The organism is Rhodococcus sp. p52 (genome assembly GCF_000763325.2).
GTDB classification, from domain to species: domain Bacteria; phylum Actinomycetota; class Actinomycetes; order Mycobacteriales; family Mycobacteriaceae; genus Rhodococcus; species Rhodococcus pyridinivorans.
This window is the reverse complement of record NZ_CP016819.1, coordinates 3,059,805-3,075,429: the sequence shown is the minus strand read 5'-3', so window position 1 is coordinate 3,075,429 and position 15,625 is coordinate 3,059,805. Positions and strand designations below refer to the sequence as shown.

Genomic DNA, 15,625 nt, shown 5'->3' with positions numbered 1-15,625 from the left:
CTACTTGCAGCCGGGAAGACCGGAGCGGTACACGTCGTCCTCACCGAGGCGAGCCTCCGGCGAGAGCAGCATGTCCGCCTCGAGCTGACGCGTGGCCGAAGCCGGCACGTGATCGTCACCGAGACGACGATCCGCGGGCCGCTGGTAGAGCGACGCTCCACCGGTCATCGCGTCCACCAGGCGACGCTTGCCGGCGACGGTGCGCTCGGCCGCCTTCGCCAGGTAGACCTCCCGGCGCTCCGCCGGGATCGCCTCGACGAACGCCTGCGGATGGACCACCGCGATCAGACCCGACACGTGCCCGAAGCCGAGGCTCGTGAGCAGACCCGCCTTGAGCGGGAGCTGCTCGCCGAACCGGATCGGCGTGCGCGGCCACACCAGGTGCTCGAACTCCGCCATCTTCTCGTCGACACAGTCGAGGCTGCGGTTCGGCGGAACCACACCCTGCGCGAGGACCTGGCACAGGCCGATCAGCTGGAAGGCGGCGGCGCCACCCTTGGCGTGACCGGTCAGCGACTTCTGCGAGACCACGAACATCGGGTTGCCCTCGCTGCGGCCCAGCGCACCGGCCAGACGCTCGTGCAGCTCGGCCTCGTTCGGGTCGTTCGCGGCGGTCGAGGTGTCGTGCTTGGAGATCACCGCGATGTCGTCGGCCGTGAGACCGAGCTTGCGCAGTTCCTTCGCGAGACCCGACTCGCGTCCACCGCGACCCGCACCGAGCGCACCGATGCCGGGCGCCGGGATCGAGGTGTGCACACCGTCGGCGAACGATCCGGCCCAGGCGACCACACCGAGCACCGGCAGGCCCATCTCGAGCGCGACATCGCCGCGGGCGAGCAGGATCGTGCCGCCACCGGCCGACTCGACGAATCCACCGCGACGACGGTCGTTGGCGCGGGAGAAGCGACGATCGCTGATGCCCTTGGCCTGCATGTCCTCCGACTTGGCGGTCGCGGACATGTCACCGAAGCCGACGATGCCCTCGATACCGAGATCGTCGAAACCACCGGCGACGACCAGATCGGCCTTGCCGAGCTTGATCTTGTCCACGCCCTCCTCGACGGAGACCGCAGCCGTGGCGCACGCCGCGACCGGGTGCACCATCGCGCCGTAGCCGCCGACGTACGACTGGACGACGTGCGCGGCGATGACGTTCGGCAGGGCCTCCTGCAGGATGTCGTTCGCCCGCGACTCGCCGAGCAGCGTGTCGATGTACAGCGACCGCATCGAGGACATGCCACCCATGCCGGTGCCCTGCGTGTTGGCGACCATCGACGGGTGTACCCAGCGCAGCAGCTCGGACGGGGTGAAGCCACCGGTGAGGAAGGCATCGACCGTGGTGACGATGTTCCACAGACCCACCCGGTCCACCGAGTCCGCCATGTCGGCGGGGATGCCCCACTTGGTGACGTCGAAGCCGGTCGGGATCTGGCCACCGACCGTGCGGGTCAGCTTCGCCTTGCGCGGCACGCGGATCTCGGTGCCTGCCTTGCGGGTGACCGTCCAGTCGCCCGACTCGGCGTCGACCGACGCGACCGTGTTCTCCGGATCGGAGTCGACAAACGCGCGGGCCTCGGCCTCGGAACCGACGACGAAGGACAGGTCCTTGTCGAGGAAGACCGAGGTCAGCAGCGGAGCCGTGTTGTCGATCATCGCACCGTCGTCGCCGTAGCGGCGGATGCCGCAACGCTCGACCACCGCGTCGTGGTAGCGGTCGGCAATCTCCGCCTCGGGCACCAGCTCACCGGTCTCGGTGTCGTAGAAGCCCGGCTTGGGATCGTTCTCCCAGCCGATCAGGCCCGTGACCCACGCCAGCTCGAGCACACCGGCGGCCGACAGTTCCTCGTCGACCTCCATCTCGAAGCGGGTGCGAGCGGAGCCGTAGGGGCCGAGCTCGCCGGCACCGACGATGACGACCGTGTCGGCGAGGTCGGCGGTGACCGTGCCCCACTCGGGGGTCGGCAGCTCCTCGGCGCGCGGAGGCTCGGGCAGCGCCGCGATGGTCGCGGTGCCGTCCTCGTCGGCCTCGACGGCGTCGGCCGCCTCCTGCGCCTGCTTCGCGAGCGCCGGCAGGTCGACGTCCACCTCGGACAGTCCACCGGTCAGGTCCGCGACGAGCGGAGCCTCGGCAGCGAGACGCGTGGCCTCCGGTCCGACCAGCTTCAGCAGCTCGTCGGCCATCTCGTCCGTCGACCAGGTGCGGACACCGGCAGCCTCGACAGCCTCGACCAGCGGGTCGTTGCCGCCCATCAGGCCCGTGCCGCGCACCCAGCCGATGAGGGCGTGGGCGAGGGTGACGCGCTCGGCCCAGGTGCGCTCGGCGCTCCAGCGGTTGATGACCGCGTCGAGTGCGGCTTTGGCCTCACCGTAGGCACCGTCGCCACCGAACTTGCCGCGGTTCGGCGAACCGGGCAGCACGACGTGCAGGTGGGTGTCGACGTCGCGGTCGTACCCGATCTTCGACAGTCCGGCGATCAGTCGCTCGACCGACCACAGCAGCACCCGCATCTCCATCTCGGCCCGCGCACCGGCGTCGGCGAGCGAGCCCGCCACGCGCGGCGCGGCGAACGGGAAGAGCAGCGTCGGGGTGAGCGCGTCCTTGATGAGCTTCTTCGCACCACCGGCGACCTCGACGGTCTCGGTGCCGATCCACTCGATCAGGGCGTCGACGTCGCTGTAGGACGCCATGTTCGCGGGAACCACCCACAGCGCGGCGCCGGCACGAGCGTTGCGTGCGTACAGCTCCTTGTAGAAGCCCAGGCGGCTGTCGTTCAGCGAGGACGTGGTGACGACGACCGTCGCACCGCCGGCGAGCAGCTTCGCGGCGACGGCTGCGCCGATACCGCCCTTGCTGGCGCCGGTGACCACGGCGACCTCGTCCGCGTACTCGGCACCCTCGGTGACGACGGCGGTCTCGGCGATCGCCGCGTAGGTCTGCGCGAGCTCCGTACGGCCGGCCTCGGTGGCCTTGCGGCCCCAGAACTCGGCGTGCGCAGCCACGGTCCGACCCGCACCGATGAAGCGTTCGACGTCGAAGCTGTTCGAACCCCCCGTCGCTCCGCTCGCCCCTTCCCCGAGCCAGACGCGGGCCAGGTCCTCACGGGCGGTGGCCCAGCGGTCGTCGATCAGGACGGCCTTGCGCTCGTCGAAGGCAGGAGCGACCAGACGCGGCCAGTCGGAGCCGAGCTCCGCGGAGACCAGGTCGACGAGTTGGTCGTCGGCCTTGTCGGCCAGGCCCGAGACCTGCTCGGTGTGGCCGAGCTGCTCGAGCACGAGACGTGCGGCACTGGCGAGAACCCCGTCGCGGCCGGTGATCTGCTCGGCGAACTCGCCGAGGGCAGCGGCGTCGACCGTCGCTCCCCCGCCGCCACCGGCGGACGGCATCGACACGGCGATTCCGCGACGCGAGGCCACCGACTGCACGGCGGCGTCGATCAGCTTGTCGACCGAAGCGGCATCCGCGAGGGCACCATCGGTCAGGCCCCCCAGGTCGCCGCCGCGGACGGACGAACCGTCGCGGCTGCCGAGAGCAGCTTCGGCGGTGACGTGCGACGCCCAGCCCTCGCCCAGACCCCACACCTTGGCGACGCGGTCGGCGACGTAGGCGGGACGCTTGCCCGACGGACCGAACACCTTGCGCAGGTGATCGTTGATCGAGTCCGACAGCACCGGGCCGAAGGGGCGGTAGGTGCGGGCGAGACGGTCGACCGTGCCGGCGAGGGCACCCATGTCGGCGTCGGCGGCACCGTCGATCGCGCCGAGCGAGAGCTCGGAACCGAGGTCGACGAGCAGCTGGTTGCGACGCGAGGACACGCCGTCGCACAGCGCCTCGATCGTGTCGGCGGGGCCGATCTGATCCGGGCGCAGCTTCGTCCACAGGGCGATGAGCACCTTGGTGGCGTCGGCGGCCTTGAACGCGATGTCGTCCGGGGTCGGGCCACCGGCCGGCGCAGCGGGAGCCGCGGCGGGTGTCGGGGCCGCAGCAGCGGCGGGAGCGGACTCGGCAGCCGGTGCGACCGGCTCGTCGTCCTCGACCGGAGCGGGATCGGTGTCGGTCGAGTACACGATCGACGCCTCGCGCTCGATGTTGAGCACCTCGACGGGCTGACCGAAACGACCGGGCAGCTTCAGCGTCTGCGACGCGAGGTTCGCGACGGTGGGCGCGCCACCGAGGCCTACCTCGACGAACCGCTCGACACCGAGACCACCGTCGGTCTCGTCGGCGAACAGCAGATCCTGGGTCTCGATCCAGCGCACCGGCGACGCGAACTGCCAGGCCAGCAACTCGGCGAGCACCACGCGGGTGAGCTCGACCGGCTTTGCCGACCAGCTGTCGAAATCCGCGAGGACGTCGGCGAGCGGCTGCGACGGCACCAGGTCGGCGATCTCCTGGATGAACTCGCGACCCAGGTTGAACGGCTTGGGCACGAGGTTCGGGATGTACCGGCCGATGAGGATGTTCGGGTCGATCTCCTGCGGCAGCAGGGCGAGCAGACGTTCACGGAAGTCGTCGACACCGCCGCGCAGCACGGTCGAGTGGAACGGCACGTCGATGCCCGGGACGAGGATGAACGCGCGCTTGCCACCGAACTCGGCGACCTTGCGCTCGATCACGGATTCGAGGGCTTCGAGGCCGGCGACCGTGCCGGCGATCGCGTACTGCGAACCGCGCAGGTTGAGGTTGACGATCTCGAGGAACTCCCCGGTCTCCTCGGCGACACCGGCGACGAAGGCCTGCAGGTCGGCATCGTCCACACCGAACTGCGACGGCCGGATCGCGGCCATGCGGTAGTTCGAGCGGCCCTGCTCGTCGCGCGGCACGAGAGCGTGCATCGCGGAGCCACGCTGGAAGACGACCTCGAGGACGGCCTCGAGCGGCAGCACACCGGCGACCGCGGCGAGCGCGTTGTACTCGCCCACCGAGTGACCGGCCAGGAAGGCGTCGTCGACGAACGCGCCGGCCTCCTTCAGCTCGGCGATCTGCGCGACACCGAGGGTCGCCATCGCGACCTGCGTGAACTGGGTCAGGTGCAGCACGCCGTCGGGATGCTTGTGGGTGACACCGCGGGCCTTGAGGACCGTCGGGTTGTCGCGGACCACGGCCAGGATCGAGAAGCCGAGGGCCTCGCGGGTGTGCTTGTCGGCGCGCTCCCAGATCTCGCGGGCGGCCTTCGAGCGGGCACGGGCGTCGAGGCCCATGCCGGGACGCTGGATGCCCTGGCCCGGGAACGCGTAGACGGTCTTCGGCGCGGCGATACGGCCGGTCGCGACCATCACCAGATCACCGTCGACGCGGCAGCCGACCTCGACGACCTCGGCACCACCGTCGGTGGCGATGCGGTCGACGCGCACGTCGATCTTCGCACCCGGACGGACCATGCCCAGGAAGCGAGTGGTCCATGCCGTCAGGCGACGGACCGGCAGCTTCGCGTCCTTCTCGATCGCGGTGACGACCTGCTGGGCCGCAGCCGACAGCCACATGCCGTGGACGATCGGGCTTCCGAGACCGGCGAGCAGCGCGGCGTTGTCGGAGGTGTGGATCGGGTTGTGGTCGCCGGAGACCTTCGCGAAGGCGCTCATGTCGGTCGGCGCGACGATCACGGCATCGCGGCGGCGACGACGCGGCGTGTCGGTGACGGCCTCGGTGAGAGCGCCACCGGCGCGAACCGGATCGGCGAGATCGGCGGTGCCGGTGCGGCCGCGGATCGCGAACCGCTCGGCCAGGGTGGCGACCACCCGGTCGCCCGAGCCGTCACCGCTGTCGGCGGTGATGACCACGTCGACCTCGACGACGCGACCCAGGTCGGTGTCGGAGACACCGGTGACCTCGGCCTTGACGCCCAGGAAGGCGGGATCGGTCGGCAGACCGTTCTTGACGTCGATCGCGTGGTCCAGGTGGACCAGGTCGAGCATGCCCTCGATGACCGACAGGTCGGTCTCGGTGCGGGCGGCGCCCAGCGCGGCGAAGACGGCCGGCCAGCAAGCACCCACGAGCACATCGGGCACACCATTGCCGCTCGGCGTCAGGGTGGCGGGCAGACCCGAACCGGTGACACCGGCGTGGTCGGCGATCTTCTCCGGCAGCCAGCCGAGAGTGATACGGGCAGCGCCCTTCCTGACCTCGGGCAGTTCCTGACCGGCGGCGACACCGAGCAGAGCGGACATCGACGCATCGGCGTCGGCCTCGGTGACGACAGGCGCGCCACCGGAGACGACCGAGGCGGGCACGGTCAGGCGGATCTCGACGGCCTTGTCGCGCACCAGCGGAACCCGCAGGCCGACGTGCTCGTCGTCGAGGATCGTCAGGGTCGCACCCGTCGGGGCGTGCGAAGCAGCGGTCTCCGACTCGACGGTCCACTCGTCCAGATCACCGAGACGGTGGATCGGGTTGCGGGTCTGGCGACCCGCCCACGAGACGTCCGGCGAGGACAGCACGGCGTCGAGCAGACCCGGCGCGATGTCGCGGTGACGACGCGCGGCGAGCTCCACCGGCTCCGCGCCCTCGGCGACGAGCTCGTCGGCCGTGGCCTTCTCGAAACGGTCGAGGAGTTCACCGACCGGCTCGTCGACACGGGTGATGCCGGCAACGGCGACGGTGCCGGGGATCACGCACACCTGGTCGGCGGAGTAACGCGGATCGTGGGCCTGCCACAGCGAATCCGAACGCCACCAGCGACGCACGTCCTGGTCGACGACCGGAACGAAGTTGACGGGCTTGCCGGGGGTGCGGCACAGCGACACGAAGAACGGCACGTCGGCGGGATGCAGCACGACGTCACCCGCGTCGGGATACTGCGCGAGCAGCGACTTGATCGCGGCGTACGGGCGCTCGAGCACCGCGTCGTCGTCGAACAACGTCGGGATCGGGCCCCGGCAGACGGGATGCAGGCGGGCCTCGGCGCGCTGCAGCATGTCGCGGAAACGCTCACGCCACGACACGTCCAGCCACGGGCTGGTGTGCGCCTCGGCGAGGACGTCCGCCAGATCGGTGCCGCAGTCGAACTCGGCACCGTTGTCCGCGCCGACCGCCAGCTCGAGGTAGCGCTCGAGCCACTGCAGGTAGGTCATGGTGTCGAGGTCGCCGAAGTACGGCTTCGCCGTTCCGTTCAGCGCATCGACGATCTCGGCTCGGCGCGCGGCCACGGCGTCGGCATCACCGGCGACCTCGTCGAGGAGGCGGCCCGTGCGCGAAGCGGCGTTGTCGATCTCGTGGATGTCGGCGCCGAGCTGGCTGCGACCGGAGGCCATACCGCCGGTCGCGGTGCCGGCGGCAACCCAGTCGGGAGTGCCGGGGGTGTCGACGAGCAGCTGCTTGACCTCGGGAGCCGTGGTGGCCTCGAGGGTCGCCATCGCGGCGGTACCGACGAGGATGCCGTCGAGCGGCATCGCCGGGAAACCGTAGACGGTCGACCAGCGACCGGTCAGGTACTCGGCAGCCTTCTCCGGCGTGCCGATCCCACCGCCGACGCACAGCACCAAGTTCGGGCGCGTGCGCAGCTCGGCGTAGGTGTCGAGGAGCAGATCGTCGAGGTCCTCCCACGAATGGTGACCACCGGCGCGGCCGCCCTCGATGTGGGCGATGACCGGATAGTCCGGGACCTCGTTGGCGATACGGATCACCGAACGGATCTGCGCCACCGTGCCCGGCTTGAAGGCGACGTGCTCGATGCCGGCCTCACGCAGGTCGGAGATGATCTGCACGGCCTCGTCGAGCTCCGGGATACCGGCGGTGACGACGACACCGTCGAAGGGCGCACCGGCCGCGCGGGCCTTGGGTACGAGGCGCTTGCCGCCCACGTGCAGCTTCCACAGGTAGGGGTCCAGGAACATCGAGTTGAACTGGACGGCGCGGCCCGGCTCGAGCAGCTCGGTGAGCTCGGCGACGTGGTCGGCGAAGATCTGCTCGGTGACCTGACCGCCGCCGGCGAGCTCGGCCCAGTGACCGGCATTCGCGGCCGCGGCGACGATCTTCGGATCGACGGTCGTGGGGGTCATGCCCGCGAGCAGGATCGGCGAGCGGCCCGTCAGGCGGGTGAAGGCCGTCTCGACGGCGATACGGCCGTCGGGCAACGCGACCGGCTTCGGAGCGAACTCCGACCAGGCACGCGGAACCTCGGGCTCGGCGCCCGGGGTGAGGAGGTTGCGCTGACCGCCGCGGGTCGCGGCGGCGATGATGCCGACGCCCTGACCGCGCAGGCCCGAGCTGGTCATGCGGGTGAGGAGCTCGCCCGGACCGAGGTCGAGGATCCACGAGGCACCGGACGCGACGACGGAGTCGACCTGCTCGACCCAGTCGATCGGGGCGACGAGGATGGCCTGCGCCAGGCTGCGCGCGAGCTTGGAGTCGAGCTCGCAGCGGGCGGCCCAGTCGGCGACCTGCTCCACGGCATCCGCGAAGGCGGGGTGATGGAAGCCGACCTCGGCCGCGACGGGCTCGAAGGTCGGGGAGAACACGGCGCCACCGCGCTTCTTGGCCTCGCGCTCACGGGTCTCCGCGGCGGAGATCTGCTCGCAGCGTTGCTGCACGCGCTCGAGAGCGGCGGGCGGGCCCGACAGCACGACGCGACGACGGGCGTTGCGGATCGCGACGACGGCGCTGTGCTCGGGGTCCTGGCCCTCGAAGACCTCGGCGACGATCGCGCGCAGGCGCTCGGGGTCGACGTTGGCGACGGCGAGCATCGGGTACTTGCCGGCGCCGGAGATCAGGCCGCGGCGGCGACCGACGAGGGTCGCGGCGGCACCGATGAGCTGGGCGATCGCGAGGATTTCGGCGTCCTTGCGGCCGGCGGCGGCGACGGACTCGACGGCGAGGACGCCCTGCGAGTGGCCGATAACCGCGCTCGGTGCGACGGAGTCGACGTCGAGGCCCTGGTTCGCGAGCGCGCGCAGCGCGGCGACCTGGGTGAGGAAGACGCCGGGCAGCGACACGGCGGCAGAGGTGAGAGCTGCTTCGGAGGGGCCGGCGGGCGCGTCGTCCTCGTCGGCGAGTTCGGCCTCGAGGATCCACGCGACGGGGTCGAAGCCCGTCGGGCGGACCACGACGAGGTCGCCCGCGACCGGGGCGAGGTGCGCGGTGGCGCGGTTGACCAGGTCGGTGAGGACCGGTTCGAGTCCGTTGTCGCGGCTGAGCTCCTCGAGCGAGGTGAGCCAGGGGGCACCCTGGCCGCCGAAGGCGAGCGCGTAGGGCTCACCCGCGAGGAGCTTGTCGACCAGGGCACGGGCCGGAGCGGCTGCCGTGGACCGATCGGTGGTGCGTCGTGATGCCTTCGAGTTCCGTCCGTTGTCGCCTGGTGTGGTCTCGTCGATCGTCACGCGTGTGGTTCCTCTCCTGAACACCCCGGCGTCGAGGCTTCGTGTGTCAGCGCTGCGCGCCGGTGTGCTGCTGGACTAGTGGTCCGCTGTTCGGGCACGCCCAGGTTCGCACAAAATCATGAGGGGTTCCTCATGTTTTGTTTCGCGCAGTTTGCCCGGCACCCCTCCCACCAGTGATTTCGCTCACACACTCGCTCGAAAGTAACTGGTCGGTAACCCGAGTCACTCCTGGCTGCGCCGATGCGTGGACGTCCATGAACCCGAGGAATCCCTCACGTTTTTCGTTATCAAATCGTTACCTGTTGACGGGCGTCGCGGATCGTGCATCGCAAGATCGAAAAGGTGTCGGACCCCCTCGATAGCCTTTCGGGCGAATCGAACAAATATTCGATAGGGGGCTCGGTGGGGAGAAGGGTGAAGTACACGCGGGAGGTTCTCGAGGAGGCGGTACGCAGTTGCTCCAACTTCGCCGAAGTCATGCGGCACTTGGGGCTCAGACCCAACGGTGGGCACCACACCCACTTGAGTCGCAGGATCAAGGCACTGGGCATCGACACGTCCCACTTCACTGGACAGGCTCATCAGAAAGGCAGGCCTGCACGGAATCGACTCCACTGGTCCGAGGTGCTCACGCTCGCACCGGCCGGCGCGAACCGGAAGGAGGGCAAGATCCTCAGGCGCGCCCTCCTGGAATACGGACGGCCGCACAAGTGCGAGAAATGCGGTACAGGCCCGGAATGGTTCGGATCTCCACTTGTGCTTCACGTCGATCACATCGACGGCCACCCGCACGACTCTCGACCCGAGAACGTGCGCTTTCTATGTCCGAACTGCCATAGCCAGACACCGACCTGGGCCGGACGACGCCGTGGCGTCGATCCCCTCGTACAAGCACCCCTCAGTTCGAGTCTCCGGCCGCGGACGAAGGCACGATGATGCGGCCGGTCAAATACACGAAGGAGATCCTGGAAGAGGCAGTCGTGAAGTCCACCAGCGTGGCGGGGGGGCTGCGACATCTCGGGCTGAAACAGTCGGGCGGCGCTCATACACATATCAGCCGCCGAATTCGCAGACTCGGCATCGATACGTCTCATTTCACCGGACAGGCCCACCAGAAGGGCCGACCACCGAGAAACCGACTCGCATGGACCGAAATTCTCCCCCTCAAGCCGGTCGGATCCAATCGACAGTCCCCGAAACGGTTGCGTCGCGCACTCGTCGAGTCGGGACGTCCCCACAAATGCGAGGGATGCGGAATCGAGCCGATGTGGTGCGGAGCGCCTTTGACGTTCCACATCGACCATATCGATGGCAATCCCCACGATTCCCGACCGCACAACGTCCGCTTTCTCTGCCCGAACTGCCATAGCCAGACGCCCACCTGGGCCGGGCGACGCCGGTTCACCTTCGGCGAGGAGGACCAACTCTCGTGACGTATTGTGTCCGTGACGCGCGAGTGGCGGAATGGCAGACGCTCCAGGCTTAGAACCTGGTGCCCGTACGGGCGTGGGGGTTCGAGTCCCCCCTCGCGCACCACGTGACCTCACCCACGGTGCACCGACCGGTCTTGGTAGGTCGGTGCACCGTTCGGGTACCGTCGAGGGCGTGTCCGAGCATCGCCCTCCCCGCCGGTTGGCCCTGATCATCCTGGTCCTGGTGGCCGCGGCCGGATGCCTCGGCCTCGGTTACTGGCAGTGGGTCCGGTTCGAAGCGGTCGGCGGCACCTACCAGAATCTCGGCTACGCCCTCCAGTGGCCGGCCTTCGCCTTCTTCTGCGTCTACGCCTACCGGCGCTTCGTCCGCCTCGAGGCCGAGGAGCAGGAAGCCGAGAGCACCGGCGGACGACGCCCCTCCGAGCCGGACGAGCCCACCGAGATTCCCGAGGATCTTCTTCCCACCCGTCCGCGCACGCTCGCTGAGGCACGCGAGCAGGAGGCCGCGGATCCCGACGCACAACAGATCAACGAGTACAACGAGTACCTCGCGCAGCTCGCGCGCAGGTCCGATAGGAGCGCTCAGTGAGCACGACCCCCGAGCAGGCGTCCGGCCAGGCCACCACGCCGCGCGTCGTCAGTGAGGCCGACCGCAAGAAGATCCGGTCGGCTCTGCTGCGTTACCGCGTGCTCGCCTACGCGACCGGTATCTGGCTGCTGATCCTCACCGGTGAGATGGTCGCCAAGTACATCATCGGTGTCGAGAACGTGCCGGCCTGGATCGCGATCGTGCACGGCTGGGTGTACGCGGTGTACCTGGTCCTCACCTTCGACCTGTCGATCAAGGTGCGCTGGCCGATCGCCCGGACGGTGTGGACGCTCCTGGCGGGCACCATCCCGTTCCTGTCCTTCTTCGTCGAGCACAAGCGCACCCAGCAGGTGAAGGCCGACTTCGGCGTCTGAGCCGGTAACCTCCACGAACACGAATCGGGCGGATCCTCTCGAAGGATCCGCCCGATTTCGTTGCGAACGAGCGCGCTCAGCGTCGCGGCAGGCGCACCACCTGCACGAAGAACTCGTCGATCTGGCGCACCGCGTGGATGAACTGATCGAGGTCGACCGGCTTCGTCACGTACGCGTTGGCGTGCAGCTTGTAGCTGCGGAGGATGTCCTCTTCCGCTGCCGAGGTCGTGAGGACGACGACGGGGATGTCGGTGAGGTCGGTGTCGGACTTGACCTGCTCGAGGACCTGCCGTCCGTCGTACTTGGGCAGGTTCAGGTCGAGGAGGATCAGGTCGGGCCGAGGGGCGCTCTCGTACTCTCCGCGCCGGTAGAGGAAGTCGAGTGCCTCCTCGCCGTCGCGGACCACGTGAAGGGTGTTTCCGATCTTGTTGTCCTCGAACGCTTCGCGCGTCATCAATTCGTCGCCGGGGTCGTCCTCGACGAGGAGGACGTCGATCGGCCGCCCGGAAACGCTCATGCAGATGCCCCTTTCAGAGCGACTTCGGTTGCAGACATGTCGTCGCCTGCCTTGGGAATCGTAAAGCAGAATCGACTGCCTTCCCGATACTGCGGGTCGAGCCAGATCTCTCCACCGTGGTATTCGACGATCTTGCGGCAGATGGCCAGGCCGATGCCGGTGCCGGTGTAGACGTCCCGGCCGTGCAGCCTCTGGAAGATCACGAAGACCTTGTCGGCGAACTCTTCGGCGATACCGATTCCGTTGTCCTGCACGGAAAATCGCCAGAACTCGTCGTCCCCGTCGACGATCTCCTCGCAGTCGACCCGGATCTCCACGGGCCTGTCCTCGTGGCGGAATTTGATCGCGTTGCCGATCAGGTTCTGCCACAACATGATCATCAGTGTGGGATCGCCCACGATCGTCGGCAGGGACTCGGGCCGGGTGATCTCCGCCCCGGATTCCTCGACCGCCTGGGAGATGTTCGTCAGAGCCGCGTCGAGGGTCACATCCAGTTCGGTGCGGACGTGCGCGTCGCTGACGCGTCCGACGCGGGAGAAGGTCAGCAGGTCGTTGATGAGCACCTGCATACGCTTCGCGCCGTCGACCGCGAAGGCGATGTACTGGGTGCCGCGTTCGTCGAGCTTGTCGCCGTAACGCTTCTCGAGTAGCTGACAGAAGGACGCGACCTTGCGCAGCGGCTCCTGCAGGTCGTGGGAGGCGACGTAGGCGAACTGTTCGAGTTCGGAGTTCGAGCGCCGCAGTTCCGTCGTCTGGTTCTCGAGTTGCTCCTCACGCTCGTGCGCGACCTGCAGTTCGCGCACGATCCGCTCGCGCATGTCCTCGACGTCGCGACCCAGCGCATAGATGTCGGCGGGGCCCTGCGGCTCGATCTCGCGCTCGAAGTTCTGGCCCGCGACGACGCTGCGCGATGCCTGTCGCAGACGCTGGATCGGACGGACCATGATCATCTGGAGCAGGACTGCCAGGCCCACGCCGGCGAGCAGGAAAACCACGACCATGCCGGCAAGGATGCGGTCGCGCGTGGTGCGGGTGTCCTCGAGAGTCGCGATGCCGTCCTCTCGGGCCTGCGTGAGATCGGCGTTCTGGACCTCGAACGCTGCCCGGATCCGGTCGAAGGCGTCCCGGCCGGCCGCGACGACGGCCGGGTCGACGAACTGCGGCTCCCCCGGTACGACCGTGGAGATGAGAGGTTCGGCATACACGCGTCGCCATTCCGCCGCGTGCGCTTCGATCGCTTCGAGGTCCGCCATGAGCGTCTCCTCGTCGCCGACGAGAGCTCGCAACTCGGCGGCCGCGGCCTCCTCGTCACGTCTCCCCTCTTCGTAAGGCATGAGAAAATCCGGATCGGCGGCGAGGATGTAGCCCCGCGCGCCCGTCTCCTGGTTGATCAGCGCCGATTGCAACCGGTACGCCTCGACGCGGGCGGGCTGGATCCGGTCGCGCACGTAGTTGGAGTATTCGGTCGTCTCACGGAGGAAGTGGCTGCCGACCACGGTGCCGACGACCACCAACACACCCATCACGCCGAGTACGAGCAGGAACCATGCCTGGACCGTCATCCTGCGAGAGGGAGGGCGACGCACGTCCCCCGTCTCCGCCGTTGCGTCGCTGTTCGTCATGCGGTGATGATCACTTCCTGTTCCATTGCACGTGGACGACTGCCACGTCGTCGGACAGCCCTCCCCTACTGTCCGCGAGTTTCTCGGCACCGTCGATCAGCGAGTCGGTGAACTCGGCAGCCGGCAGATGGGCGCGTTCGCGCGCGAGCTCGAGGAGTCCTTCCTCACCGAGTCGTTCCGGGCCGTCGCCTCGATGACCCTCGAACAATCCGTCGGTGAACAACACGATCGCGCCGTCCTCGGGCAGATCCAACTCGTGGACGGGCCAGGTGGCCACTCCCGGCAGCAGGCCGAGAGCGGGACCACCGGGCGCTTCGATCCAGTCGATGGTTCCGCGGTGGCGGAGCAGCAGCCCGGGATGACCGGCCCGCATGACCTCGACGGTGCCGTGGTCGGCACACATCGTGAGGTTCGTCATCGACGCGAAGAAGCGACTCTCCGTGCGCTCGGCGACGAGCAGTTCCTCGAGTTGGTGCAAGCGGCGGGGACCGTCTACCCCGCTGAGCACGAGCGTGCGCCACGCGATGCGCAGGCCCACGCCGAGGGCGGCCTCGTCGGGGCCGTGACCGGAGACGTCGCCGATGAGGACGTGGACGGTGCCGTCGCCGGTCTGCACGACGTCGTAGAAGTCGCCGCCGAGAAGAGCAGACGACCGGCCGGGTCGGTAACGGGCGACGACGTCGAAGTCCTGCCCGTCGCGCAGGAGTGGGGACGGGAGCAGGCCGCGTTCGAGTCGGGCGTTCTCCTGCGCGTGAAGCTGGCTCGCCTGGAGTTCCGCCGCAGCGATCTCGGTCTGCTTTCGCTGGATGGCGTAGCGGACGGCGCGGCCGAACAGATCGGGTTCGACGCGTCCCTTGACGAGATAGTCCTGGGCGCCGACGGACAGCGCGGCGAGGCCGGTCTGTTCCTCCGCGAGGCCGGTGAGGACGACGATGGGGACGGAATCGGTGATTTCCTGGATGCGGGCGACGGCTTCGAGGCCGCTCGCATCGGGCAGGTGGAGGTCGAGAAGTACGCAGTCGGGAGCCGACGTGGCGAGTTCGTCGCGGGCCTGCGCAAGTGTCTGCACCCACACGACGGTCATCTCGGGGGCACTGTCGACGACGAGTTCCTCCACGATGAGCGCGTCGCCCGGATCGTCCTCGATGAGGAGCAACGACGGTGGTTCGACCGACTCGCTCTGCGCTCGGTGCATGTCCACTCGGCGCCCCTCCCTCCCTGCTCGAAAGGGAACATTACAGACTCGGCGACAGCATGGTCACAGGGTGGTCACGGCGGGTCGCGGCCTCGGCCGACGGACCGATATGTGCATCTATCGGCACGATCTTGCATGATGGCAAGGTGAACGATCCCATGACCGCGCATCCGCATATGACTGTTTCCACGACCCGTATCGGCTCCGTGGCCGTACTGTCCGTCAACGGCGAAGTCGACATGACGAGTGCCCCCCTCCTCGAGCAGGAAGCCCTTGCACTCCTCGACACCGACATCTCCGGACTTATCGTCGACCTCAGCGGGGTTGATTTCCTCGCTTCGATGGGTATCGCTCTGTTGGTCGAGTTGTCCAAGCGAGCCGGCGACAACACCGGTTTCGCCGTCGTGGCACATGGCAGCGCCACGGCACGCCCGCTCGAACTCCTCGGCCTCGGAGAGGTCCTGGCGATCCATCCGAAGCTCGACGACGCGCTCGTCGGCCTCGGTAACTCGCCGGAAGGCGTCTCCGAGTAGACCGCCGTACCCGACGAACCGAGGAGCCATGTCGTCTGCGCCCGAGGAGT

The 15,625-nt window shown here is 68.6% G+C and carries 9 protein-coding genes and 1 tRNA gene; 6 read left to right on the top strand and 4 right to left on the bottom strand.

Annotation, left to right across the window (positions count from 1 at the left end; genetic code table 11):
* Complete coding sequence (locus IM25_RS14175) at positions 1 to 9,312, bottom strand: type I polyketide synthase (RefSeq protein WP_065996133.1); 9,312 nt, start codon at positions 9,310 to 9,312, stop codon at positions 1 to 3.
* Positions 9,313 to 9,726: 414 nt separating this feature from the next.
* Here IM25_RS14175 and IM25_RS26905 point away from each other — a divergent pair, with 414 nt between their 5' ends.
* From IM25_RS26905 to IM25_RS14155, 5 genes are all read left to right on the top strand, one after another.
* The gene (locus IM25_RS26905) at positions 9,727 to 10,248 is read left to right on the top strand and encodes an HNH endonuclease signature motif containing protein (protein WP_033096430.1); all 522 of its coding nucleotides are present in this window, start codon (positions 9,727 to 9,729) and stop codon (positions 10,246 to 10,248) included.
* Positions 10,245 to 10,745 carry an HNH endonuclease signature motif containing protein gene (locus tag IM25_RS26450; protein WP_084295015.1) on the top strand — a complete coding sequence of 167 codons (501 nt, stop codon included), beginning with the start codon at positions 10,245 to 10,247 and terminating at the stop codon, positions 10,743 to 10,745. The genes IM25_RS26905 and IM25_RS26450 overlap by 4 nt, the downstream gene beginning before the upstream one ends.
* A 17-nt stretch (positions 10,746 to 10,762) precedes the next feature.
* Positions 10,763 to 10,848, top strand: a tRNA-Leu gene (locus IM25_RS14165).
* A gap of 69 nt (positions 10,849 to 10,917) precedes the next feature.
* The gene (locus IM25_RS14160) at positions 10,918 to 11,334 is read left to right on the top strand and encodes a hypothetical protein (RefSeq protein WP_024100522.1); all 417 of its coding nucleotides are present in this window, start codon (positions 10,918 to 10,920) and stop codon (positions 11,332 to 11,334) included.
* Positions 11,331 to 11,708 (top strand): DUF3817 domain-containing protein, encoded by a 378-nt coding sequence (locus tag IM25_RS14155; RefSeq protein WP_006554752.1) that lies wholly within the window; start codon positions 11,331 to 11,333, stop codon positions 11,706 to 11,708. Before IM25_RS14160 ends, IM25_RS14155 begins: the two co-directional genes overlap by 4 nt.
* Positions 11,709 to 11,784: 76 nt before the next feature.
* Here IM25_RS14155 and IM25_RS14150 read toward each other — a convergent pair whose 3' ends face one another.
* The 3 genes from IM25_RS14150 to IM25_RS14140 all read right to left on the bottom strand — a co-directional run bounded on the left by IM25_RS14150 (position 11,785) and on the right by IM25_RS14140 (position 15,042).
* A complete protein-coding gene (locus tag IM25_RS14150; protein ID WP_006554751.1) occupies positions 11,785 to 12,225 on the bottom strand; it encodes a response regulator in 441 nt (146 codons plus the stop codon).
* Positions 12,222 to 13,787, bottom strand: a complete 1,566-nt coding sequence (locus IM25_RS14145; protein WP_033096429.1) for a sensor histidine kinase — start codon at positions 13,785 to 13,787, stop codon at positions 12,222 to 12,224. The genes IM25_RS14150 and IM25_RS14145 overlap by 4 nt, the downstream gene beginning before the upstream one ends.
* Before the next feature lie 70 nt (positions 13,788 to 13,857).
* The gene (locus tag IM25_RS14140; RefSeq protein WP_232333466.1) at positions 13,858 to 15,042 is read right to left on the bottom strand and encodes a PP2C family protein-serine/threonine phosphatase; all 1,185 of its coding nucleotides are present in this window, start codon (positions 15,040 to 15,042) and stop codon (positions 13,858 to 13,860) included.
* 59 nt (positions 15,043 to 15,101) lie between these two features.
* Here IM25_RS14140 and IM25_RS14135 point away from each other — a divergent pair, with 59 nt between their 5' ends.
* Complete coding sequence (locus tag IM25_RS14135; protein ID WP_231913075.1) at positions 15,102 to 15,575, top strand: STAS domain-containing protein; 474 nt, start codon at positions 15,102 to 15,104, stop codon at positions 15,573 to 15,575.
* Positions 15,576 to 15,625 lie beyond the last annotated feature (50 nt).

Bases quoted from the DNA above. Each gene is read 5' to 3' on its own strand.
- IM25_RS14140 (WP_232333466.1), bottom strand. From the start codon at position 15,042: ATGCACCGAGCGCAGAGCGAGTCGGTCGAACCACCGTCGTTGCTCCTC.
- IM25_RS14135 (WP_231913075.1), top strand. From the start codon at position 15,102: ATGGTCACAGGGTGGTCACGGCGGGTCGCGGCCTCGGCCGACGGACCG.
- IM25_RS26450 (WP_084295015.1), top strand. From the start codon at position 10,245: ATGATGCGGCCGGTCAAATACACGAAGGAGATCCTGGAAGAGGCAGTC.
- IM25_RS14145 (WP_033096429.1), bottom strand. From the start codon at position 13,787: ATGACGGTCCAGGCATGGTTCCTGCTCGTACTCGGCGTGATGGGTGTG.
- IM25_RS14150 (WP_006554751.1), bottom strand. From the start codon at position 12,225: ATGAGCGTTTCCGGGCGGCCGATCGACGTCCTCCTCGTCGAGGACGAC.